22 protein-coding genes are annotated in these 24,298 nt (G+C 40.6%); 11 read left to right on the plus strand and 11 right to left on the minus strand.

Annotated elements, in window-relative coordinates; translation table 11 throughout:
- Positions 1-55 precede the first annotated feature (55 nt).
- Positions 56-1,504, minus strand: a complete 1,449-nt coding sequence (gene aspA / locus B4F08_RS15980) for an aspartate ammonia-lyase (RefSeq protein ID WP_086209214.1) — start codon at positions 1,502-1,504, stop codon at positions 56-58.
- 424 nt (positions 1,505-1,928) lie between these two features.
- Here aspA and putP point away from each other — a divergent pair, with 424 nt between their 5' ends.
- Entirely contained in the window at positions 1,929-3,452 is a 1,524-nt protein-coding gene (gene putP / locus B4F08_RS15985; protein ID WP_086209215.1) for a sodium/proline symporter PutP, read from the plus strand.
- Positions 3,453-3,518: 66 nt separating this feature from the next.
- Here putP and B4F08_RS15990 read toward each other — a convergent pair whose 3' ends face one another.
- Positions 3,519-4,013 carry an Lrp/AsnC ligand binding domain-containing protein gene (locus B4F08_RS15990; protein WP_291375314.1) on the minus strand — a complete coding sequence of 165 codons (495 nt, stop codon included), beginning with the start codon at positions 4,011-4,013 and terminating at the stop codon, positions 3,519-3,521.
- Positions 4,014-4,130: 117 nt separating this feature from the next.
- On the opposite strand from B4F08_RS15990, the gene putA reads away from it, so the two are divergent.
- From putA to B4F08_RS16010, 4 genes are all read left to right on the plus strand, one after another.
- Complete coding sequence (gene putA, locus B4F08_RS15995; RefSeq protein ID WP_291375316.1) at positions 4,131-7,886, plus strand: trifunctional transcriptional regulator/proline dehydrogenase/L-glutamate gamma-semialdehyde dehydrogenase; 3,756 nt, start codon at positions 4,131-4,133, stop codon at positions 7,884-7,886.
- Between the two features lie 266 nt (positions 7,887-8,152).
- Positions 8,153-9,235: a tRNA (uridine(54)-C5)-methyltransferase TrmA gene (trmA, locus tag B4F08_RS16000; protein ID WP_291375317.1), complete on the plus strand. Its 1,083-nt coding sequence runs from the start codon at positions 8,153-8,155 to the stop codon at positions 9,233-9,235.
- A gap of 243 nt (positions 9,236-9,478) precedes the next feature.
- Positions 9,479-9,703 carry a hypothetical protein gene (locus tag B4F08_RS16005; RefSeq protein WP_151706623.1) on the plus strand — a complete coding sequence of 75 codons (225 nt, stop codon included), beginning with the start codon at positions 9,479-9,481 and terminating at the stop codon, positions 9,701-9,703.
- A gap of 209 nt (positions 9,704-9,912) precedes the next feature.
- Positions 9,913-10,161 (plus strand): hypothetical protein, encoded by a 249-nt coding sequence (locus B4F08_RS16010; protein ID WP_119063921.1) that lies wholly within the window; start codon positions 9,913-9,915, stop codon positions 10,159-10,161.
- Positions 10,162-10,232: 71 nt separating this feature from the next.
- Here the strand turns inward: B4F08_RS16010 and B4F08_RS16015 are convergent, their stop codons facing one another.
- The 4 genes from B4F08_RS16015 to B4F08_RS16030 form a co-directional block, all read right to left on the minus strand.
- A complete protein-coding gene (locus tag B4F08_RS16015; RefSeq protein ID WP_291375319.1) occupies positions 10,233-10,835 on the minus strand; it encodes a nitroreductase family protein in 603 nt (200 codons plus the stop codon).
- 223 nt (positions 10,836-11,058) lie between these two features.
- Entirely contained in the window at positions 11,059-11,550 is a 492-nt protein-coding gene (locus tag B4F08_RS16020; protein WP_110974920.1) for a hypothetical protein, read from the minus strand.
- 106 nt (positions 11,551-11,656) lie between these two features.
- Positions 11,657-13,051: a class II fumarate hydratase gene (gene fumC, locus B4F08_RS16025; RefSeq protein WP_291375321.1), complete on the minus strand. Its 1,395-nt coding sequence runs from the start codon at positions 13,049-13,051 to the stop codon at positions 11,657-11,659.
- A gap of 111 nt (positions 13,052-13,162) precedes the next feature.
- Positions 13,163-14,170, minus strand: a complete 1,008-nt coding sequence (locus B4F08_RS16030; protein ID WP_291375322.1) for an NAD-dependent epimerase/dehydratase family protein — start codon at positions 14,168-14,170, stop codon at positions 13,163-13,165.
- A gap of 71 nt (positions 14,171-14,241) precedes the next feature.
- Here B4F08_RS16030 and tusD point away from each other — a divergent pair, with 71 nt between their 5' ends.
- From tusD to B4F08_RS16050, 4 genes are read left to right on the plus strand one after another with little or no spacing between them, the layout of a single operon-like run.
- Complete coding sequence (gene tusD / locus B4F08_RS16035) at positions 14,242-14,610, plus strand: sulfurtransferase complex subunit TusD (protein WP_086209225.1); 369 nt, start codon at positions 14,242-14,244, stop codon at positions 14,608-14,610.
- Positions 14,611-14,654: 44 nt separating this feature from the next.
- The gene (locus B4F08_RS16040) at positions 14,655-15,005 is read left to right on the plus strand and encodes a hypothetical protein (RefSeq protein ID WP_086209226.1); all 351 of its coding nucleotides are present in this window, start codon (positions 14,655-14,657) and stop codon (positions 15,003-15,005) included.
- Between the two features lie 10 nt (positions 15,006-15,015).
- A complete protein-coding gene (locus tag B4F08_RS16045) occupies positions 15,016-15,297 on the plus strand; it encodes a DsrH/TusB family sulfur metabolism protein (protein WP_110974917.1) in 282 nt (93 codons plus the stop codon).
- Positions 15,298-15,311: 14 nt separating this feature from the next.
- Positions 15,312-15,623 (plus strand): TusE/DsrC/DsvC family sulfur relay protein, encoded by a 312-nt coding sequence (locus tag B4F08_RS16050; protein ID WP_291375323.1) that lies wholly within the window; start codon positions 15,312-15,314, stop codon positions 15,621-15,623.
- 2 nt (positions 15,624-15,625) lie between these two features.
- Here B4F08_RS16050 and B4F08_RS16055 read toward each other — a convergent pair whose 3' ends face one another.
- From B4F08_RS16055 to B4F08_RS16065, 3 genes are all read right to left on the minus strand, one after another.
- On the minus strand, positions 15,626-16,114 hold the full coding sequence (locus B4F08_RS16055) for a winged helix-turn-helix transcriptional regulator (protein WP_151706596.1): 489 nt from the start codon (positions 16,112-16,114) through the stop codon (positions 15,626-15,628).
- A 114-nt stretch (positions 16,115-16,228) separates the two neighbouring features.
- A complete protein-coding gene (gene mtlD, locus B4F08_RS16060; RefSeq protein WP_291375324.1) occupies positions 16,229-18,370 on the minus strand; it encodes a bifunctional mannitol-1-phosphate dehydrogenase/phosphatase in 2,142 nt (713 codons plus the stop codon).
- A 205-nt stretch (positions 18,371-18,575) separates the two neighbouring features.
- Positions 18,576-19,475 (minus strand): LysR family transcriptional regulator, encoded by a 900-nt coding sequence (locus tag B4F08_RS16065; RefSeq protein WP_086209231.1) that lies wholly within the window; start codon positions 19,473-19,475, stop codon positions 18,576-18,578.
- A 100-nt stretch (positions 19,476-19,575) separates the two neighbouring features.
- Between B4F08_RS16065 and B4F08_RS16070 the strand changes: the two genes are divergently transcribed.
- Positions 19,576-19,992, plus strand: coding sequence for a CidA/LrgA family protein (locus tag B4F08_RS16070; RefSeq protein WP_086209232.1), 417 nt, complete (start codon positions 19,576-19,578; stop codon positions 19,990-19,992).
- Positions 19,993-20,001: 9 nt separating this feature from the next.
- The gene (locus B4F08_RS16075; protein WP_086209233.1) at positions 20,002-20,703 is read left to right on the plus strand and encodes an LrgB family protein; all 702 of its coding nucleotides are present in this window, start codon (positions 20,002-20,004) and stop codon (positions 20,701-20,703) included.
- A gap of 15 nt (positions 20,704-20,718) precedes the next feature.
- Here the strand turns inward: B4F08_RS16075 and B4F08_RS16080 are convergent, their stop codons facing one another.
- On the minus strand, positions 20,719-21,942 hold the full coding sequence (locus B4F08_RS16080) for an MFS transporter (RefSeq protein ID WP_291375325.1): 1,224 nt from the start codon (positions 21,940-21,942) through the stop codon (positions 20,719-20,721).
- A 75-nt stretch (positions 21,943-22,017) separates the two neighbouring features.
- A complete protein-coding gene (locus tag B4F08_RS16085) occupies positions 22,018-24,282 on the minus strand; it encodes a TonB-dependent receptor (RefSeq protein ID WP_291375326.1) in 2,265 nt (754 codons plus the stop codon).
- Positions 24,283-24,298: the final 16 nt, after the last annotated feature.

A 24,298-nucleotide genomic window follows, 5' to 3' on the forward strand; every position in this document is an offset into this window, starting at 1 on the left:
AATGTATAAAAGCAACCGATTGGCTGCTTTTATACATTTCTAAGGCTATAAATGTTTAACTGACTTGTGCCAAAGGAACGACTGTAGGCGTCACCTCAGTCACCAAGTTTTCAAATGAGAAGATTTGATCCAACTGGTCTTGTGTCAGTAGCTCTTGCTCCAATACCACCTGTTGAATGGTTTTATTTTCAGCAATACACTGTTTCCCAATTTCGTCACATTTCGCATGACCTAAAATTGGATCAAGTAAAGTCACAATGCCGACACTACGCATAACTGCGTCATAGCATACTTGTTCATTGGCTTGAATACCTTGAATACATTTAGTGTCTAATGCAGCAATACCATTTCTAAGCAATTCAATTGACTCATGAATACTCTGCGAAATAACAGGCTCCATTACATTCAACTGTAACTGACCTGCTTCTGCCGCCATGGTCACAGTTAAATCATTACCAATTACTTTAAACGCGATTTGGTTCACCACTTCAGGAATCACAGGATTGACTTTTGCAGGCATGATAGATGAACCAGCCTGTAGTTCTGGTAAACGAATTTCAGCCAAACCGGTACGTGGACCAGAACTGAGTAAGCGTAAGTCATTACAGATTTTCGAGAGCTTCACCGCCAAACGTTTTAAGGTGCTCGATAAGATAATAAACACACCACAGTCACTGGTTGCTTCAACATAATCTTCCGCACCAATTAAGTTAAGACCCGTCAGCTCTTTCAAGGCCTGAACCACTTCAACTGCATAACCCTGTGGTGTATTCACCCCAGTACCAATTGCAGTTGCACCCAAGTTCACTTCTAATAAAAGCTCACGTGTACGTTCAATTAAACGTAAGTCTTCCTTTAATAAAGTTGCAAAGGCACGAAACTCTTGCCCCAAAGTCATCGGCACAGCATCTTGCAACTGGGTACGCCCCATCTTTAAGACATATTGAAACTCAACTGCTTTGCCTTGCAAAGAATGAATTAAATTTTGGATCTGTATAAATAAGTCATCCAAACTGTAATACGTTGCTAAACGTAGCGCCGTTGGGTACACATCATTGGTCGATTGTGATTTATTTACATGGTCATTTGGATGAATAACGTCGTATTTACCTTTAGGAAGTGATAAGTGCTCCAATGCAAGATTGGCCAACACTTCGTTGGTATTCATATTAATCGACGTGCCTGCTCCACCTTGATAAACATCTAAAGGAAAAGCATGCGTCCAGCTTTCAGGAGTTTGGATTAATTGATCACATGCAATATCAATGGCCTGAGCAATTTCGGGAGAGATTTTGCCAAATTTACAGTTGCTTTGCGCTGAGGCTTTTTTAACTTGCGCCAAAGCACGGATAAAATGAAGTTGAGTTCCTACTTTCTGATTAGAAATTTGAAAGTTTTCTAAAGCACGTAAAGTATGAATGCCATAGTAGCAATCCATTGGAACTTCCTTCGCTCCCAATAAATCACGTTCTATTCTTGTTTGATCGACTTGAACCGTAGTCACTGCCTAGTACTCACTTAGATGCACAGAATTAGTGCAATAATGAAATACTAGTCTTTTCGATATGTTTCATTGCTGTAAATATATTTCATAAATGAAATATTTTATATTTGAATGTTTGCTTTATGTATTAATTGTAACATCTCGTAATTAAAATAAGCTTTAAATTATAATTAAGCCAATGATTTCATAAAATGAAAAATATAATTTTTGTACAACTTGCACAAACTAAAACTAAGCAACAAACAAATAAAATATTTTCAATAAGTTATAAGACAATTTTAAAAAACAATTAATATTCACATAAAATACACAAAAATATCTCACAACTGTTACAGAGTGTAATTTTATTTTCATGATTGAATCGCCCTCTCAAACAAAGCGATTAAAAAATCTCCCATCTCGGATTTTTTGCCAAGGAATGCCTATGAGTCAAATTAACCCCACCCTCGTCACGTTTTTAGTTTATATCTTTGCCATGGTTGCTATTGGCCTCTATGCATACAAATCTACCAGCAACTTTGATGACTACATCTTAGGTGGTCGTAGTTTAGGAAGTGTCGTTACTGCCCTTTCTGCTGGTGCATCAGACATGAGTGGTTGGTTACTCATGGGCTTACCAGGTGCAATTTATCTATCAGGTTTATCTGAGGCATGGATTGCAGTCGGTCTGATTATTGGTGCCTGGCTGAACTGGTTATTGGTTGCAGGACGTTTACGTGTGCACACTGAAATCCAGAATAATGCACTTACACTACCCGATTACTTTACTGGTCGTTTTGCAGACCGTAAACGTATCTTACGTATGATTTCTGCGGTTGTAATTTTAGTTTTCTTCGCCATTTACTGTGCTTCAGGTATGGTTGCTGGCTCTCGCCTGTTTGAAAGTATCTTTGGTTGGGATTACACCACTGCACTTTGGATTAGCGCGATCGCGACTATCAGTTATGTTTGTATTGGTGGCTTCCTCGCAATTAGCTGGACAGACACATTCCAAGCAGGTTTAATGATTTTTGCGTTACTATTGACCCCAATCATGACTTACCTTGCGATTGATGGTAATGCAGCTGAATTCACGATTTTACTTGAAACTGCTCGTCCACAAGCGATGCATATTTTCTCTGAGTTGAGTACGGTTGCCGTTCTATCATCCTTAGCTTGGGGCTTAGGCTATTTCGGTCAGCCACACATTCTTGTCCGCTTCATGGCAGCAGATTCTGTGAAAACAATTCCAGCTGCACGTCGTATTGGTATGACGTGGATGATTTTATGTCTAGGTGGTGCGGTAGGAGCAGGTTTTATTGCCATTGCGTACTTCCAACAACACCCTGAACTCGCCGCAGTGGTTTCTCAAAACCCTGAAACTGTGTTCATGGAACTAACTAAAATCTTATTCAATCCATGGGTTGCAGGTATTGTTCTGGCCGCAATTTTAGCCGCAGTAATGAGTACATTAAGCTGTCAGTTACTGGTATGTTCTACCACATTGACTGAAGATTTATACAAAGCATTTATCCGCAAAACGGCATCTCAAAAGGAGCTGGTTTGGGTGGGTCGTTTCATGGTGCTTGCTGTTGCAGTTCTTGCAATTTGTTTAGCAAGCAACCCTGACAGTAAAGTTCTAGGCCTTGTGGCTTATGCATGGGCAGGTTTTGGCGCAGCATTTGGTCCACTCATTATCTTGTCTTTGTTCTGGAAGCGCATGACCTTGAATGGTGCTATTGCAGGTATTCTTGTAGGTGCCGTGACTGTTATTCTGTGGAAAAATACTATGGGGCATCTTGGCTTATATGAAATCATCCCAGGCTTCATCTTCTCTTGGATCAGTATTGTGGTTGTAAGCTTGTTGGGCAAAGCGCCTGAAGCTGAAATGGTTCAACGCTTTGAAAAAGCAGATGCACTCTATAAACAAGCAATGGCTGAAATGAAAGAAGAGTCTGCTCAACGTTAATGTAACGCTTGGAATGGCAAAAATTAAGGGGCTTTTAAGCCCCTTATTTACATTTCGTACACTCAATCATTTCGACTGCGGTTTATATTTCAGCTGAATACGTGAACTTTCTTTGATGACTTCCATGACTGGATAACTGCGCGTTTCTTTCACACCCGGCAACTGCCATAACACTTGACCTGATATTTTACGAAATTCGTCCATACTGGCACAGCGAATCTTCACCACAAAGTCAAAACCGCCACTGGTCATGTGACATTCCACAATTTCATCGTGTTGTAATACCGCATGGCGAAAATCATCTAAAACATTCGGTGTCGTCTTATCCAAAAGAATTTCAACAAACACCACAAAACGGGCATTCAGCATGTTTGGATTTAAACGCGCTTCATAATTTAAAATAAAACCTTCCTTAGTTAATTTTTGCACCCGAGCCAAAGCCGCCGTGGCAGATAGGTTCACCTCCTCGGCAAGTTTAATGTTCGATATCTTTCCATCTCTCTGAAGAATATCCAATATTTTGATATCTGTTCGGTCCAAACCAATAATTGGGCTCGTCATCTGAATTAATCTCTAAATAGCATACAAATTATAGTGAGTTATTCGGCATTCTTTCTGTAATCATAAATTAATTACTATAGATCTCTCAACACATTATTGTATGCACAGGATGTAGGCATGAATATGATGGAAAGCAACGCGCATTTCAACGAATCTCAAACACCATTTGAATATATTACCGAATTCAAAGAAAAAAATGAGTTTGAGGTTGAAATCAACACCGCTTGGCGACGTGCCGAAACTGAGTGTGTTCAAAACTTATTAGACCACAGCAAAATTTCTGATGAAATGAATCAACGCATTCACGAACTTGCGTTTGATTTGGCTCATACTTTACGTGAACGTAAAAGCGGCAGCGGTAAAGCGGGTATTGTACAAGGACTCTTACAAGAATTTGCACTGTCTTCTCAAGAAGGCATCGCACTGATGTGTTTAGCTGAAGCATTACTTCGTATTCCAGACATGGCAACACGTGACTTGTTGATTAAGGACAAAATCAACCAAGGCAACTGGAAAGAGCACGTTGGTCAAAGTAACTTAATGTTTGTCAATGCAGCAGCATGGGGCTTGATGCTCACTGGCAAGTTGATGGAAACACCAAAGCAAAATAGCTTATCAGGCACTTTAACAGGCTTATTGGCACGTAGTGGTCGTGGCATCATCCGTAAAGCAGTTGATGTGGCAATGCGCATGATGGGCGAACAGTTTGTCACTGGCGAAACCATTGGTGAAGCATTGCAACATGCTGAACGTCTTGAAGAAAAAGGTTTTCGCTATTCATACGACATGCTGGGTGAAGCGGCACTGACCGACCACGATGCTGATCGTTATATGAAAGACTATACCGATGCCATTCATGCCATTGGTCAAGCGTCAAAAGACAAAGATGTCTATGACGGCCCAGGTATTTCAATTAAATTATCTGCTCTACACCCGCGTTACCAACGTGCCCAAATTGCACGTGTGCATGACGAACTTTATGGCAAAGTCTTTACTCTTGCTAAATTGGCACGCGGTTATAACATCGGTTTAAATATTGATGCAGAGGAGTCTGAGCGTTTAGAAATTTCTTTAGAAATGCTCGAACGCCTATGCTTTGAACCAGAGCTCAAAGACTGGAAAGGCATTGGTTTCGTTATTCAAGCCTACCAAAAACGTTGTTTCTACGTGGTTGACTACATCGTAGATTTGGCTAAACGTAGCGAAAAACGCTTAATGATCCGTTTAGTGAAAGGCGCGTACTGGGATAGCGAAATTAAGAAAGCGCAAATCGAAGGCATGACCGACTACCCTGTATTTACCCGTAAAGTACATACGGACTTATCTTACATTGCCTGCGCAAAGAAATTATTGGCTGCGCCAGAACAAATCTACCCACAGTTTGCAACGCATAATGCTCAGACTTTAGCAACCATTTATGAAATGGCGAATCCTGAGCAATATTATGTAGGTCAGTATGAGTTCCAATGCTTACATGGCATGGGTGAACCCCTTTATGAACAAGTCGTCGGTGAAAAGCTAGATAAAAAACTGGGTGTCCCATGTCGTATTTATGCACCTGTCGGCAACCATGAAACACTATTGGCTTATCTTGTCCGTCGTTTACTTGAGAATGGTGCAAACACCTCTTTTGTAAATCGTATTGCAGACAAGTCACTCGCGATTGATGATTTGATTGAAAATCCAACGCAAACCATTCTAAGCAGTGCAAAACGTGAAAATGTTGTCGGTCAAAAACACCTTTCGATTCCACTGCCTGCTGAGCTTTATGGTCAACTGCGTGCAAACTCTAAAGGTTTAGACCTTGCAAATGACACGGAGTTAACCCAGCTCAATCAAACAGCTCAACAGTTTTCACAACAGCAATGGTTTGCTGCACCTATGGGTGAGCAAATCCAGACAGATGAAACGGTTGTAAAGCAAAGTATTGTTAACCCAGCACGTCACTCAGATGTTGTCGGTTATGTACAAGAAGCAACAACTGAACAAGTTGAGCAAGCATTAAATAATGCACAGGCTGTTCAAGACATTTGGGCACGTAAGGCTAAAGACACCCGTGCAAGTTACCTACTTCGTGCTGCTGACTTAATGGAAGCTCGCCTAGAAGAACTGATGATTTTACTGTGCCGTGAAAGTGGTAAAACCTATGCCAATGCCATTGCAGAAGTTCGTGAAGCTGTAGATTTCTTACGCTACTACGCAACGCAAATGATTGATCTAGATGCGAATGCAGAGGTTGAGCCTTTAGGCACGATGCTGTGTATTAGCCCATGGAACTTCCCATTGGCCATCTTCACAGGTCAAGTCGCTGCCGCATTGGTTACGGGGAATACCGTGATTGCTAAACCAGCGGAACAAACACCGCTAATTGCGGCTCAAGCGATTCAAATCTTATGGCAAGCAGGTGTGCCTCAAGCGGCTGTACAGTTGATGCCGGGTCGTGGTGAAACTGTAGGTGCACAGCTCAGTGCATCAGAACAGGTTCAAGGCATCATGTTCACAGGCTCGACTGAAGTTGCCAAAATTTTGCAAAAAACTGTGGCGAAGCGTCTGAGCAAAAATGGTGAAAGCATTCCACTGATTGCTGAAACAGGCGGTCAAAATGCCATGATCGTTGACTCATCAGCACTGACTGAGCAAGTTGTACTTGATGTCGTTAGCTCAGCTTATGACAGCGCAGGCCAACGTTGTTCTGCCCTACGCGTACTATGTGTACAAGAAGACAATGCCGATGCTGTGATTCAAATGCTTAAAGGCGCAATGCAGCAACTTCAAGTGGGCAATCCATATCTACTCAAAACTGATATTGGCCCTGTGATTGATGCTGAAGCGCAAGAAAATATCCAAAAGCACATCGAAAAAATGCGTCAAAAAGGTCATCGCGTACACCAGTTGATGCGTAATGATACTCAAGACTCTGAACTAGATGCAGGCACGTTCATTACACCAACACTCATCGAACTGCCAAATCTCAATGATTTAGAGCGTGAAGTGTTTGGTCCTGTGCTACACGTGATTCGCTTTAACCAAGGTTCACTCAAACAGTTACTTGAGCACATCAACAGCAAAGGTTATGGCCTGACTATGGGTCTACATACCCGTATTGATGAAACCATTCAAACTGTGATGACCCATGCTGAAGTAGGTAACCTCTACATCAACCGTAACATCGTAGGTGCAGTTGTCGGTGTACAACCGTTTGGTGGTGAAGGTTTATCGGGTACAGGCCCTAAAGCGGGTGGTCCAATTTATCTATATCGCCTAATGCAAAACTGTTCTGCGAAAAAGTTGAATAAGCCATTTGCAACAGGTGCTGATTTGAACCCTCAGGTCGAGTTCAGCAACTCTGCATTGTTCCTTGAGTGGGCAGCTAAAACCTTCCCTGCTGTAAAATTGGCAAAAATTGAGAACTTCTGTTCAGGCCATCATTACGAGTTGCAAGGCCCAACAGGTGAAAGTAACCAATACATGGTGATCCCACGTCATGCAGTCTTGTCATTAGCTGAACAAGAAGCGGATCAACTACAACAGTTGAATGCGATTTTTGCAGTCGGTAGCCGTCCAGCAGTACTCGCAGATAATAGCTTTGTGTTAAAACACATGCCAAGCATGCCTAAAGCATTGGCTCAAGCGTTCCATGTCATCAAAGACATCAAAACTGATGCATTTGATGCGGTATTGCACCATGGTACGACAGCACAACTTTTAGCTCTGCAACAACAGATAGCTGAACGTCAAGGTGCGATTGTAGGTATTACTCACCTTAGCCCATCACAAACTGCCATTCCGTTGGAACGTTTTGTGATTGAGCGCGCGATCAGTGTTAACACTGCAGCTGCTGGTGGAAATGCAAGTCTGATGACTTTGAACTAAGCCCAATTTAAACCTGTAGTCCGCATTGGGGTTACAGGTTTTTACCGTGTTTCCTCTATTGCCAAGTCAACATCTCCTAGTCTGTTTACTTGGCATTTTTTATGCGACTTCGTTTGACTCAATCTGTTCGAAAATTTCCGATATAACAATACATCAATCCACCTGTAGCATGAATAAACTCCACGCTTTTGCTGAATATCTTTAGGCTAATTCGGCAAACTTTGTTACCATCTCTTTTTTCAATATGTTTGCGATTTTTACTGCATATGACTTCTTCTTATCAACAACAACTTGACGCCAAAATTGAACGAATTACAGCTCAATTTGCTGAATTCACTCCACCTTCGCTTGAAGTTTTTCAATCTCCTGAAAAAAACTTTCGCATGCGTGCAGAATTCCGTATTTGGCATACCGAAGATGATATATTTTATGCCATGTTTGAACGCGATGAAGACAATCAGAAAAAAGTCATTCGTATTGATGACTTCCCAATCGCTGATACCAGTATTAATCAGCTCATGCCTATTCTATTGGCAGAATTAAAAAGCAATGATCTCCTCTCAAAACGCTTATTTGAAGTACATTTCTTAGCGACCTTAAAAGGTGAAATGCTGGTTTCGCTGATTTATCGCTGCCCACTCGATGAACAATGGCAGGTTTTAGCTAAGCAACTCGCAGAAAAATTAAATATTAAGTTGATTGGTCGTAGCCGTGGTCAAAAAGTGGTACTTACTGATGAATTTGTGGTGGAAGAACTGCAAGTTTTTGAGCGTAAATATCAGTACAAACAAATTGAAAGCAGTTTTACCCAGCCCAATGCGCAAGTCTGCCAAAAAATGCTCGAATGGGCCTGTAATGCTGCACAACAGTCGCACAAAGATTTGTTAGAACTTTACTGTGGCAATGGTAACTTCACCCTACCGCTTTCAACCCGTTTCAACCGTGTCTTAGCCACTGAACTGGCTAAGTCCTCAGTGTATGCCGCACAGTGGAATATCGAACAAAATAAAATCGACAATATTCAAGTCGCACGCTTGTCAGCAGAAGACTTCACCCAAGCTTATAACGGTGAACGTGCATTCCGTCGCTTACAAGAAGCAAATATCGACATGAGCAGCTATGAGTTCGATACTGTGTTTGTTGACCCACCGCGTGCGGGTATTGATGATGAAACATTAAAGTTGATTCAACGTTTTGAGCGCATCATTTATATTTCGTGTAACCCTGACACCTTGTATGACAACTTAAAAACACTCAGCCAAACCCATAAAATTTCAAAGTTTGCGATGTTTGACCAGTTCCCGTATACGCATCATGTTGAAGCAGGAATTCTGCTCGAAAAAATCTAAACAATTTGTTGCAAAATATGCAACTTCAAAAATGAAGCTGTCACAGGCTTTATTTTTATTTATTCTTAGAAAATAGTAATTTACATAAAATACAAGAGTTTTCCCTGTCATAATAACGTTAACTTATGAAACTATAATCGGAATTTTTGGATACTGATTGTTGCTTTTATCTCTTTGCCCATCTTGCATTATTCTCTAGATTGGTTATATTTCACCCTATGTTAGGTTGTTAATGAAGTGTCTATGAGTTTTTGGCAAAAGCTGTTTTCAGATGAACAGCAAAACGAGCATAAAAATCAAATTGCTTGTGTTGAAAATGACTGCTCTTGTAAAACCAACGAACAACTTCTCGAAAAGCTGAAAGTAGCAACAGATGAAGATGTAATTGTTGGTATTAAAAAAGTTTTGGCTTCGCGTGGCTATAGCCGTAGGGAGTTAAATGAACTTCAGCATCGACCTCTACAATAGTAGAGTTTCTGAATATTCACCAAGAAGGCATTTAGATTAATCTAAATGCCTTTTTTAATGCCGACACATATAACTCCCCCCCTAAGAAGATTGAACAAGTGCAAAACAATTCACTTTTGCGACTAAAAATCACACAAAGCCTTAAATTTTTGCTACCTTACAGGCTCAATATAAAAATCAATAATGTTTCAAAATTAAAGGTTTAAGCAATGAAAAAATTACTCATGATTAGTGCAAGTATTACCCTTTTGTCTTTGACCGCGTGCAGCAAAATGCCGAAGGCCTGTATTGAGTCATGGGAAAAGATGGAAAAACTTGGAAAACAAATGGGTTTAGCTGAAGAACAACTCAAAGAACAAAAGAAGAAATTTGAAGAGGAAATCAAAACAATGAACGAAGAAGAAGCAACGCGGATGTGTAGTACTCAAAATTCACTTTTAGGCTTGGTTGGTCAGTAATCCGCTCTATTGCTAAAAAGAAAATGACATAGAAAAAAAGCCGTATTATTTGAATACGGCTTTTTGATTCATTATTTAAATACCTTGAAGCGCACCGCATCATCCACAAAGCTTTTTTCTTTAGCTTCACCCTCAACTGAACCGAAGACCAGTTGCGCACGTAGTTTCCAGCTAGCAGGCACATCCCATTCAGCATGGACTTCTTCATCCACAATTGGATTATAATGTTGTAAAGATGCACCTAGACCCAAGGTATGTAACGCAGTCCACGTTGAAAACTGAGCCATAGCTGTAGAATGCTCTGCCCAAATAGGAAAGTTCTCAGCATAAGATGGAAATTGCTCTTGTAAGCTCTGAATGACATCTAGATCTTCAAAAAATAAAACTGTTCCCACACCTGCTGCAAAACTAGCCATTTTTGCCGTTGTTTTAGCTGCACTTTCTTCGTCTTTAGCATAAGACTTCAGTTTTTCAGCCACAAAAGTCCAGAATTTTTCATGCTCCACATTGAACAAAATCACAGCTCGAGATGACTGCGAGTTAAAAGATGATGGGCTTTGTTTAATAGCTGTTTGGATCAAATCAGTTAAAAATTCAGGACTGGGCTCAACATTTTTACCAATAGCATAAATAGTACGACGTTTTGTAATTAAGTCGATGAACTGATTTGACATGTATTAAAATCCTTGTGGTTCTATTCAAAAAAATTCATAGCAAATTTAAACATTAGTCTGCCATGAATGATAACCTAATATATCAAGCAAAATTAATTCCAATATTTGACCAAATAATAAAATTTAATGCTTTAGATGTAGTTTAAATGCTTTGTGTTTACCACAAATACATAGTTCTGCTATCCATATAAAAAATCCTCCAAATGGAGGATTTTAAATTTGTTTAGAATTTGGCTTCTAAGACTTGAGTGGGAATTTTATTTTTCCATAAGTCCCGTAGCACGGGTAAATAGAATTTTTCACCCAATTCAACTAGTTCTGCATCAATTAACGCATGTATTTCATGCATAAATAAATAATCAAGTTCAACCGTTTTCAACTGTTGCTGTGTTTTGGCAAAGTCTTTGCGCTTTTGTTGTGCACGTTTCACTAGAGCATCTGCAAAATCTTTATCTTTAAACTGCTTAATCGCGTTTAAGCGTAACTCAATCACGCCCCAACCACTCAATAACAGCTTGAAAAGTTCGAAGTCAGTCGTGGTTGATTCCCATGTCATTTCTTCAAGATTTTCATTTTCAGGTAGAACAGGAAGCAATAATTCCATAACACTTGGGAAAATCTTTTTGAAATTTAAAACAAATTTAACAGGATGCTCACCCGGATAATCGTTAAATTGCACGTTTTTCTGAACATCTGTCAAATAAATATCAAGCATGGTAACTCATCAGCAGTTTATCTTTAGTCGACCATTGTACCGACTTCGCCCAAAGATAAAAACTGCTGATGTTCATTTGCTCTTTCATTGAGCAATTGAAGAAAATTTATTTTACATTTGGTGAAATCATTTGTTCTGGACGGACCACTTCATCAAACTGCTCAGCAGTGACTAAGTTCAACTCTACAGCCACTTGTTTTAGTGTTTTGCCTTCTTTATAAGCTGTTTTGGCAACTTTCGCTGCATTTTCATAGCCAATCACTGGATTTAAAGCCGTAACTAACATCAATGAGTCATGTAAGAAGTGGTCAATTTTTTCACGGTTCGGCTCAATGCCCACTGCACAGTGATCATTGAAGCTATTACATGCGTCACCCAAAAGCTGAATCGACTGCAACAAATTAAACGCAATTACAGGCATGAACACATTCAATTCAAAGTTACCCGATGCGCCCGCAACATTAATCGTGGTGTCATTGCCTAAGACTTGAGCCACCACCATAGTCATCGCTTCACTTTGAGTCGGGTTCACTTTCCCCGGCATAATACTTGAGCCTGGTTCATTTTCTGGAATACGTAATTCACCAAAACCACAACGCGGGCCACTAGCCAACCAGCGAATGTCATTGGCAATCTTATTCAAGCTTACAGCAAGCGTTTTTAATGCACCTGAGGCAAACACGGCTGCATCGCGCCCAGCCAATGCTTCAAATTTATTTGGCGCAGTCACAAAAGGTAGTCCGGTCAACTGTGCCAGTTGCTCCGCCGATTTTTCCGCATAATCAAGATGTGCATTCAGCCCTGTACCTACAGCCGTTCCACCTAAAGGCAGCTCATACAAACCTGAGAGTGCCTGTTGTAAACGCTTTAAGCCATGATCGAGCTGAGAAACATAACCGCTAAACTCTTGGCCCAACGTTAATGGTGTTGCATCTTGTAAATGAGTTCGCCCAATTTTGACGATGTCAGCAAATGCTTGAGACTTTGCCTCTAAAGTATCTCGAAGCTGAGTAACCGCAGGAATCAGTAATTCATTGATCTGAATACTTGCTGCAACATGAATCGCCGTTGGAAATGAGTCATTGGTTGACTGAGCACGGTTCACGTGATCGTTCGGGTGTACAGGTTTTTGTGCGCCTAAAGGATTTCCGAGTTTCTGATTGGCGATATTCGCAATTACTTCATTACAGTTCATGTTACTTTGCGTGCCTGAACCAGTTTGCCATACTACCAAAGGAAACTGACTATCCCACTGCCCTGCAATCACTTCATCCGCAGCGCCGACGATGTATTGCGCCAATTCTTGTGGAATTTGGTTAAGTTCAGCATTGGTCTGCGCTGCTGCTTTTTTCACTAAGCCCATAGCACGAATCATTGGCCGCGGTAGACGTTCACTGCCAATTTTAAAGTTTTGCAAACTACGCTGAGTTTGGGCACCCCAAAGTGCTTCGCTTGGTACTTCAACTTCGCCCATCGTGTCGTGTTCAATACGTGTTTGCATTTTAACCTCTTCCTTTTTAAGTGAATTGCAAAATGATTATTTTGCGCTTGTTTTCCTTATCTTAATGATTAAGTAAAAGCATGTAAATGATAATTGTTATCAGTAAATTAATTAAAGACCCTCTAAACTTTGTCGGTAGAAACGCCATCCATCCTCAAGGGTTTGTTGTAAACTGCGCTTCGCTTCCCAGTGTAAAACATTTTTTGCTTTACTACATTCGGATGCGACCTGATCTAATTCCACAATGTTCGAATCAACTATATCGACTGTAGCAATATCACTTTGCGTCACACTTTCCAGTTTTTCAACCAACTGCTGTATCGACACACTTTGGCCTGCGATATTAAACGCTTCACAAGCAAACTGTTGATTGCTCAACCATTGTAACGAAGCGGCAATCGCATCACACGCATCCAAAATATGTAAAAAACTACGTTCGACCGTATGGTCTGCTGTTTGTGCTTTTTTTCTCAGTTCAATATGATCACGCTGTTTGGCAGCGACTTGCATCAACAGTGGGATAATATTTTTCGGTAAAGGCGGAAACAGCTCTCCGAGCATTGCATTTTCAAATGCGCCTGCGACATTGCCCATTCTTAAAATGGCAATTTTCCATTCATTATCTGTTTTTGCTGTATCTCGAATAATTTCTTCGACCATTTGTTGCGACTTGATATACGGGTTTGGATAGCCGAAATTCAGTTCCAAGTCTTCTTCTAGATGTAGACTCGACTCACCATAAACTGCAAGACTGGAAAGATGCACCAAAGTTCGAACACCTGTGCGTTGCATAGCACGCAGTAAACTCATAATACAACTAACATTGTCATTATAATATTCCAAAGGCTTCAACACAGACTCTTCAAGCGATTTAAAGCTTGCGGCATGTACCACTGCATCAATGGAATACTGCTCAAAAACTTTGTTCAAAGCAGGCGTATTTCGGATATCAATTTTGACAAAAGGCACGTACATGCCACTAATAAATTCTAATCGTTCAAGAGTTTGTAAATTCGCATTGGATAAATTGTCTACAATAATGACCTCTTGCCCATGCGCCATAAAGCTCAAAGCAATATGTGAGCCTATAAAGCCTAAACCACCAGTCACTAAAATCATTGTATACTACCTTTTTATTATGAAGTCCGAATGTACCAAGCAAGTTTTGGACATTCCTCTAGTGAAGTTTGATGAGTACTTTATTACTAATTACCTCCGCACCGAGTTCGATTCATGCATGGCATGCGCTGGGTTTAGCACAAGCACTGCATGCGAAAAATGAACTCTTTCGAGTGTTTTTCTACCAAGATGCTGTTCAAGTTGCCAATGCCCTACAATGGGTACCTGACGACCAACGGAATCTATGTTCTGAGTGGCAAAAACTCGCCATTCGCCTGCCAGTTTGTGTTAGTGCAGCCTTGGCTCGAGGAATTACCGATGCCGAAAATGCACAGCGTCATCAGTTAGCACAGCATAATCTTGCTACAGGTTTTGACTTGGTCGGCTTAGGGGAACTGGCCGATGCTGTTCAGTCTGCAGAGCGCTTAATTCAATTCTAAGTGCTAAGTTTTCAAGAATTTGTTGCTTTTAAAAGGTATATTGTGTGAAATCTGTACTGGTTATTTTAACCCAAGCCAATTTGAACTCTTTGCAGGTGCATGAAAGCCTCTCTGCAACGATGGTTCTTGCAACTTTTGGCTGTGAAGTCAAAGTTTTATTACAAGATGCTGCGCTCAGCTTATTAAACGATGCTCAGTCATTTGAACCCTTAAAGCATGCTTTTAAACTGGCGTCAAACATGGTTGATAGCTTTGAGTTTTATGACTTAAGCCCGATTTGGATTGAAACCAAAAATCAAGCTTCTGCCTTTGTTCAACAAACCGAGCAAGAAATAGAATGTGTTGAACTCAATGCCAATTTAATACAACAGTTTGACCATGTGCTGTATTGGTAAGGAGACAGTTATGAGCAAAACACTTTATCTCGTGCAGTCTCCATTTGCCGCGACAGAGTTAGCGCTGAGTAAATTGCAAAACCTGTATCAATCAGGGGATGATGTGGTTTTAATGGGAGATGCGGTCCTTTATATACAGCATCCTTTTATTCAGCAGTTAGCTTGTGTATTTGTGCTTGAGCAGGATGCTGAAAATATCGCTGCGGCCTATCCGAGTAACCTAGAAACCATCAGCTATGCTAGGTTTGCTGAGCTATGTTTAAACCACAGTCGTTGTATCAGTTTAAAATAATTTTGAGTGTTTAGATGAATTTAGAATTAGACCAAGATGGTCATTTAGTCGATTACACCATTTGGAATCAAGAGGTTGCAAAAGAATTAGCAAAATCTTTAGAGCTTGAATTGACCGATTGGCACTTTGAAATCCTCATGGCAGTGCGTCAGTTTTACCAGCAGTTTGGGCACTCACCTGCAACACGTCCACTGATTAAGTTTTTAATAAAAACAGTCAACGCAGACATCAATAATGCCATACTGCAAGAAAAGTTTAATACTGGGCTTGTGGCGCGCCATCTGAGCCGTTTGGCTGGTGTACCAAAACCTGCAAACTGTTTATAAGCTTAAGCTTCTTTAATGTCTGATTGAGCTGCTAAAGCATCAACATAAACCTGTGTCGGTATCGCTTTGATGTCTTTGGCATGTATGGCATCACCACATTCGTTACAAACCAAATGTGGCTGAATGCTATGCCCACAGGTTTTATGGATAAATTGCACGGGACGACCTTGCCCCTCGTCCATCCATTGATCGGCCCATGTTGCCATCGACATCAGCACTGGATATAAAGCCAAGCCTTTTTCAGTTAGACAGTACTCAAATCTTGCTTGACGATCCGTGTAGGGTCTTTTCTCCAAAATTTCATGTTCAACCAAGCGCTTTAATCGAGCAGACAACAGGTGCCGAGTCATACCTAAATTTTCTTGGAAGCTTTCAAATCGACGCGTTCCTAAAAATGCATTTCGTAAAATCAGCACAGTCCAGCGGTCACCAATTACCGATAGTGTTCGTGCAATTGAACAAGGCTGCTCCCCGATCTCATCCCATTTCATTACAAAAGAACCATGTTGATTGTTCCCGTAACGTTAAAAGATTTAAAGACAGAAGAAAAGCCCTTTTACCTGGACTTCTCTTTAAACATCTAATTGTAGCTATGCACTACTCCATTACACATAACTGGCTTTTAAAGCCTTTTGCTGCGTCTGGAACATAAAGTCTACTATTTCAATTTCACCGTTTTGTAGCTCATTGAGACGTTTTTCCATGACATAATACAAAGCTTTTTTATGTTCTTTAGACAGCGACATCTGTTGAAGCTGTTGTTTCAAATGAACCAAAAGGCTTGCTATTGGCTGATCATCTTCTATCATCAGGTATGCATAGCCAAAAATTGCACCACTTAATAAGGCTTCAAAAGAAAATCCATGCGAGACATTGTAAGCAACCGATGAAAAAACACGTTCAAATGCGCTCAACTTACGCAGTGGGTCACGCGCAACACGGCTGCATGGGTCTTTATAAGCATACTGGCATGACTGATCAAAACTTTTTGCCAATCGTATTAAATCATTTTTGCGTTTTGGCAGGTAATGCGTCAGACCTTGCGTCACTTCTGCAAGCAGTTTTTCAACATAGTACTGCACTCGCGGATCGCCCATCGCTACACCAATGGTCTGATGCCCGAGTAGGCTTGCATACCACGCAGTCATGGCATGTACGCCATTCCATAAGCGGTTTTTAATCAGCTGAATATCTGAAATTTGATCGACCAAGATCATTTGACGCATTTTACTGAGTAAGGGACTTTTGTTTTCTACATAAATTGGCATATCCATTTCAGCATTGAATAGAATTAAATCCATATGTTGTAAAATATGGCTCGGTTGAAAGTTTTGTCTCAAATCCTCAACATATTCACTGGCACGGCGCTCTTGTTCTACACTGAGTTTACTGACATCTTCAACTTCAATTTGATTACTCTCATCATCAAGTTGATATTGCTTAAAAATATTGTATTTAATGCACAGTTGACGATATAGATTTTTATCGCTTAGCTTAGACACCATACGGTTGACTACCGTATCGCAGAAATAGTGTTGTTCTAAGATAAAGTCGGCAACAGCATGGTCTGTTAATTCCACCAAGGCTTTACGTACCTGCTCAAGAACCAACTGCTTGGCGCCTATTTTATTTAAGATAATTAACAGCGTCAGTGGAGTTTGAACTTGCTCATCTTGTGCCAAATAGCGTGCATAGAGGCCCTGTGCAATGGTTGCTGCTTCACTGACTAGAGCATTTTCAGCTAAACAAATCGCAATTAAACTCGACTCGACGTACATGGCATGCATCTGCTGTAAGTCTTCAGCATCAATAATATGCATATTTTCAATACGTTCATCATAAGACACTTGCCCATAGCGAATACAATATGCCCCAAATGCGTTAACGGCTGAGCGATATAAGCTATTCCGTGTAGACGCATAGATTTTTTTAGGACGCGTATAACCATCCCAATGCGATAAAATTTGTGCGATATAACCGCCACCAATCGCACCAAAGCCGTGAATTCCAACAGTGAGTTGATTTAAAGTTTGAGGAAAGCTTTCTTGTAAATTGGGCATTTCCAGATGCGAGCTGTAGATATCTAATTCCATTAGATAGTCATACATATTTTCAAAATAATAATTGGCATGAGCCAACATACTTTCATTCGGTTCTTTAATATCTTTGAACAGTACACAGATGCCCCCAGCATCATGTGCTGAACGGATGCCATTTTCAGAGTCTTCAAACATGAAACACTGTGCAGGTGCGAGGTTCAGCTTTTGAGCTGCACTAAGGAAAATTTCAGGATGCGGCTTCCCCTGTTCAACTTCATCACCACAGACCAAGACATCAAAAAACTTATAAACATTGGCATTGATTAAATACTCTTCAGCAATTGCTCTTCGACTAGAGGTCGCCACGGCCATACGTAACCCCGCTTTACGCAACCGCTCTAAAACTTGCACCAATCCTTTTTTAATCGGAACACCATATTGGCGCACTGTTTCTAATTCTAATTCATCAGCTCGCTTACGAATGTCCCCGTAAGGAACTTCTTGACCATATTGCTTTTGAGCTAGCGCTTCAGAACTACGTGCACTTAAACCTAAACAAGCCATGAGGTAGGCATCTGAAAACTCGACCCCAATCTGCTCTTTGGATGCCTGTTTCAAGGTTTGAAACCGTAAACGTTCGGTATCAAACATTGTTCCATCCATGTCAAAAAGCGCACCATGCACAATATCATTTTTAAATTTAAACATTTAGCCTCCGTTTTTATGTTTGCACTTAGACTATACAAAAATCGAGCACAGAGACTTTGATCTGATTTTATGAAACATTTTTGTTTATTTATTGATCAATAGATTGGGATTTAAGCATTTATTGTAAACAAAAAGTAATTTTAGGTAATCGAACCGTAACCATAGCGATCATTTTTTTAACAAATTCTATCTGGAGATGAGCCATCTAAAAATGAATTTGATCTTTATATTCATCAATGATCGACAACCATGCACGAGTAGCAGGATTCATGACTACGGTGGAATTCCATGCCATATTTAAGTTCCAGCGCAAACTTGGTTGTTCCACTAAACTGACACTGAATTTTGCGCGATCTAATTGCTCACAATAAATTTGTGGTAATAAAGCAATACCGACACCAGACTCGACCATTTTGGCAATAAAGTCCCACTGACTACTTTTACATAATACTTTGGGTTCAAAGCCTGCTGCCATAGCTGCTTCCAATATCACATGGTTCAATGTAAAGGTATCTGCATACAGCAGAAACGATTCTTCTTTGAGCTCGGCAAATTGCACCACGTCACGCTTTCTCCATTGTGAGTCATGGTTGGAAAGCAAACACAGCGGCGAATCAATAATTTGTATCCCCTGAATACTAGGCTTTAATTCTCCCAGTAAGATACCAACATCAATATTTTTCGCTAAAATTGCTTCTTCAATTCCTGTTGCACCGACTTCTAAAAAATTCAACTCAATATTGGGATAAAGTTTATGAAATTTAGCAATCAATGAGCTTAAAAGGACTGAACCTAAAGGTGGCAGACCGAGTCTCAACACACCTTGCTTTACCCCTCGAATCTGATCAGCAGTTTCAAAAATTTGCTGTTGCTGTTGTAAAATCTGCAATGCATGCTGATACAGCTGTTCCCCCATATAGGTCAATTTAACTTCTCGCTTTCGTCCTGCTTGCCCTTTATGAAAGAGGGGTAAGCCAATTTCATCTTCTAGTTGCCTTAATACTTTGCTGATAGTGGGTTGAGTTAAATAAAGTTCCTCAGCAGCTACACTAAAACTTTGGCTTTTCACTAGCTGCACAAATATTTTAAGGGTCTTAAAATCCAAAATTATTCCAGATAAGCATAATTATTATTTTATTATTCATAATTACCACCCTAGGTCAAACTTAAAATAACACTAACAATCCAAACATGGTGGACATCAGATGCGTCCGTTCAAACTGGTTTATCGTTCAATTCTTCAAGTCGGCCTGCTAATGGCCATTTGGTATATCGGTACGTTTGTACAAGCTACGCTGTCCTTGCCTGTATCTGGTGGAGTCGTCGGCTTAACACTTTTGCTTATTGCACTATTAACAGGATTATTCAAACTAGAATGGATTAAGTCAGGCTCTGATCTACTCCTCACTGAGCTATTATTATTTTTTATCCCCTGTGTCATCGGGTTAATTAAATATAAACATCTCTTTCTTACTCAAGGCTGGCAACTGGTTTTATCTATTGTTGTTGGTACCATTTGCGTAATGACCTGCACGGCCTACTGTGTCTCCTTAGGCTTTAAGCTTGAAGAAAAGTTTCAAAAAAAGACCAAACGACCCCATCAGCTCAATACACAAGTTTAAGGAACCACCATGCATATTCATTTTGTAGCCTTAATCTGTTTTATCGGGACCATACTGGCATATATTTGGGGTAAAAACTTTTATCAGAAATATCCCTATCTGTTATTCTCACCAACCATTCTAATCCCTTGTCTCATCATCCTATGTATGATGATGTTCCATATTCAGTATGACAACTATATGTATTACAGTAAGTGGCTCGTATGGATGTTAGGCCCTACGACAGTTGCTTTCGCCATTCCAATCTTTGAGTATCGCAAAGTCATTCAACAACATGCTTTCTCTATAGCATTAGGTATTATCATCGGCATGATGGTTGGAGTACTTAGCTCTTTTTACTTGGCACGTTTGTTTCATTTTGATGCTGTAACCAGTTACAGTTTGATGAGTCGTTCTATCTCTACCCCTTTTGCCATGGAGCTCAGTAAAGCCGTTGGTGGTTCTGTAGACCTAGTGATTTTATTCACTGTGATCACTGGTATAGTCGGTGGACTTTTGGCCAATTCTGTATTGTTAGTCCTAAAACTAGATTCCAAATTCGCTCAAGGAGCATCTTTGGGCAATGCAGCACATGGTTTTGGTACCAGCACTGCGTTCAAACGCCATAAAGAAGAAGGCGTAGCAGCCTGTCTCAGTATGGTTTTAGCAGGTATCTTTATGGTTCTTTTTGGTCCAAGTTTAATTAAAACAGTGGTTTATTTACTCAGCTAAGGCACAATAATAGCTTCAGCTAATACGGCTAAAATTCTGCTCTTTAATGCCTTTAAAAGCAAAATACAGCATTAAGCCCATCATTAGTACCAATAAAAAATAATAGGGCAAATGTTGGTTCACCTGATAGAGTCCAGTACTCAGCAACGGCGCGAAAACAAAACTTAAAGCCTGTGTTGCCGTACATAAACTGGCTATTTTAGTTTGTAGCGTGGTTGACGCTGTTTGGGCTGCCCCTGTGGTAAAAGCGGGCATTAAACAAGCTACAGCAATACCATAAAAAAGATAAGCGGCTTGAAAAACCCAAATCTGGCTAGCGCTGACTGAAAGTATTAACCCCAAGACCATTGTCGCTAGACCGAACCATAATAATTGTTTAATTGACCAATTGAGTCGTTTTGAAATCGCCAATTGCATTAAAACCAGTGCGATCCCCACAATCAATGAACACTGAGAAAAATAAATTGCACTTTGATAGGTATCGAAATGGAAGCGATCTTGAATATAAAAACCAGCAGTTAAATTTAAGGTAACAATCGCAACATATAAACTAAAACCTAACAATAACCAAATCCCTAATTTTGACCATTGCAATTTTTCTGTCGGCAGAGTGTCTAATTTCGCCGTAGTATCCGCTTGTTCCTGTACCTGTGGCGCTTGCTTTGCTTGAAAACCAAGTACAATCCAAACCGCCATACCCGTTAAAATAGCCACGGCACCCCAAAGTGGTGTCAACATGCTCCATGTCAATAACATGGTCGTCACCAAAGGCCCAATGACAACACCTATACTGTTTAGTGCGCCAAACTTTGCCATCTTCTGACTACGATCCTGCTCACTTTGAAAAGCCGTCATGACATAACTTTGCAGCGCAATTTGTGGCATTGCCATAAAAAAGCCCGTACTGGCACGGGTCAATATGAGTAAGCTAAACAAAACAATAAACGACATGGAATAATTCAGCCCGTAACTAAGAACACCTGCAAATAAGCCCCATGTCAGCGCCATACCAGTGAAACCAATACTTAATAGTTGATAAATGCTGAATTTTTGGGTTTGCTTAGCGATATAAATAGCAGAAACTGCCATGACTAATGCCCCAGCCGACACCAATGCACCACCTTGCAGCTCAGTCAGCCCTAGTTGCCGAATAAACGGTGCAAGCAAAGGTAAAATCATTGAGAAACAGGCGCCATTGGCAAGACTACCTGCAATAAAAATATTGTTATTGCTATTCATTTTATTATTTGAACCATATTTTAAGGCGAGATTACAAAGTAAAGAGGTAGCTGAACGCTACCTCTAGACATACAGTTAGTATTTCAATGTATAGCTCAGACCATAGGTTCGACCTTGAGCAGCTAAGCTTGAAATAGCCCCATAAACCGACTCAACCGATTGACTATAGACCGATTTGTAGTCTGTATTCCACACGTTATACACCCCAAAGCCAATCGTACCAGGACCTGCTTTTGCATTGGCAATCACATCCATCGTTGCAAAGCCTTTGATTTCAGCAGGAACAGTCGAACCGTACTTTTCAGCGTCTTTTTTTGCTTTATCCGTACCACCAATAGCTAAGGCTTGAACACGTAGACTCATGTCATTGTTAAACTGCCACTCAGAAAATGCTGTGCCTTTCAGTGGCGCAACTCTGATTGCATCTAGTTCTTGCCATTTCCCAGCAGTATTTTTGAACTGTCCACGGGTATACGCCATGGTTCCACCCACTGTCCAATTTGGCTGTAGTCGATATGACGCATTTCCTTCTACACCATAAACGCGCTCATCCGTATCTAAGACTTCAATGGTATAGTTTGGACGGCCAAACTTTAAACTTTTATCTGAGTCATTATAAAAAGTGGTCACGCCCGCATTTAGACCATTTGTAGCTTGCACACGCCAACCCAACTCGTAGTTATTCACTTTAATTGGGTCAATGGTTTGGCTGTTGACTGTAAAACTTGCAGGCACATCACGAAGCATACGTTGAATATCAGGTAAATTTGAGCCTTGGGAAAAGTTTGCAAAAATTTGTTGAGCATCGCTTAAGTGATAAACTGCACCCACATTAAACAATGTCGCGTCATGCTTTACTTTACCGCCATTTAAAGTCTTGGCTTGGTAGCCTGGTCGCAAGTCAGCGGTAATTGCCTCTAAATAAGGCGTTGATCCATCCACTTGGCTTTCTACACGTTCATAACGCACCCCTGCTTTTAAGCCTAAGCGATCTGTCACATCAAAGTCTGTTTGAATGAAGGTACCCAACTTTTCCGTTTCGACATCTGGCCCAAAAGCATAATAATTAAAAGGCTTATAATTTAGACCGTTACTAGCCACAAATGCAGCACTATCGTACATTTGAATATTTTGTTCATCTTGTTCATTTTCATAGTCAATACCATAGCTGAGCCCCAACTTCCGACCATTTAAGTCAAATTGTTTCTGCAAGGCAACTCGCGCACCGTAAACATCAATATCTGTTTCCGACTGATAAACAAGATATAAACCGCCTCCCATAGCCTGAGCAGAAGGGAACCAGCGTGCTTGCTCATTCCGATAGTATGCTTCAGCATTTAAGGTATGCCCCAATACATTTTGATTTTCATATTGCGTATTAAATGCATAGCGTTCGGTTTGCGGTTGGGTCTCTAACTGCATGCCTTTAACCGCAGCAAGACTGGCAGTATAGGTTGGGTCACGTCTTAAATAGGCTAAACTCGGACCATAGTCAGGACCATATTCACTATCTTGTTCGTCATTAAAATATTGAGCACCAAAACTCAAACTTTGACTATCTGAAATATTCCAAGTCAAACGACCATTGATATCTAATGTATCCGTATCTTGACGGTCTGTTTGCGCAACTTCAGGCCCAATACGGTTACCATGGCTGTCCTGAATTTCACCACGAGTTGTATAACTGGCACCGAAAGCCCCTTGTAGCACACCTTGGTTAAACAAAATATTTTGTGATGCTTCATAGGCCATAGCATCTGATTTAAAGTTATTTCCCGCAGTCATCCCAACTTTAGTTTCAAAGCTAATCGGGTCTTGGCCACCACGTTTGGTAATAATATTAATAATCCCGCCTGTTGCGCCCGAGCCATAAATACTGGTTGCCCCTGAAACCACTTCAATACGCTCAATCATAGACGGTTGAATGCTATTTAACTGACGTGAACCATCGCGATAACCTGTTTGCGGTACACCATCAATCATGTATTGCACTACACGACCACGCATGGTCATACCATAGTTTGAGGTCGTTCCACTACTCGGTGTCAGAGATGGAACTAACATTCCCAAGATATCTGCAATACTCTTTCCTGCATTGGCCTGTTTTTCAATTTCAGCTTGATCAATGCTATAAACTGTCCCCGCAATATCCGCGATGCTCTTTGCAGAACGAGTTGCTGTCACCACAATCGGTGCCAGTTGTGTAGCTTCTTTTTGTTTAGCTTCAACACGGCTTGTTTGGCTATCTAATGTTGTAGTGACATCATCTTGTGCATACAATTGTGTACATACAGCAAGTGTTAAACAAGTCAACTGCATAGGTAACATAAAACGGCTCATATCTTTTTCCTTTTAT

It is taken from the genome of Acinetobacter sp. UBA6720 (genome assembly GCF_002454215.1).
GTDB lineage: Bacteria > Pseudomonadota > Gammaproteobacteria > Pseudomonadales > Moraxellaceae > Acinetobacter.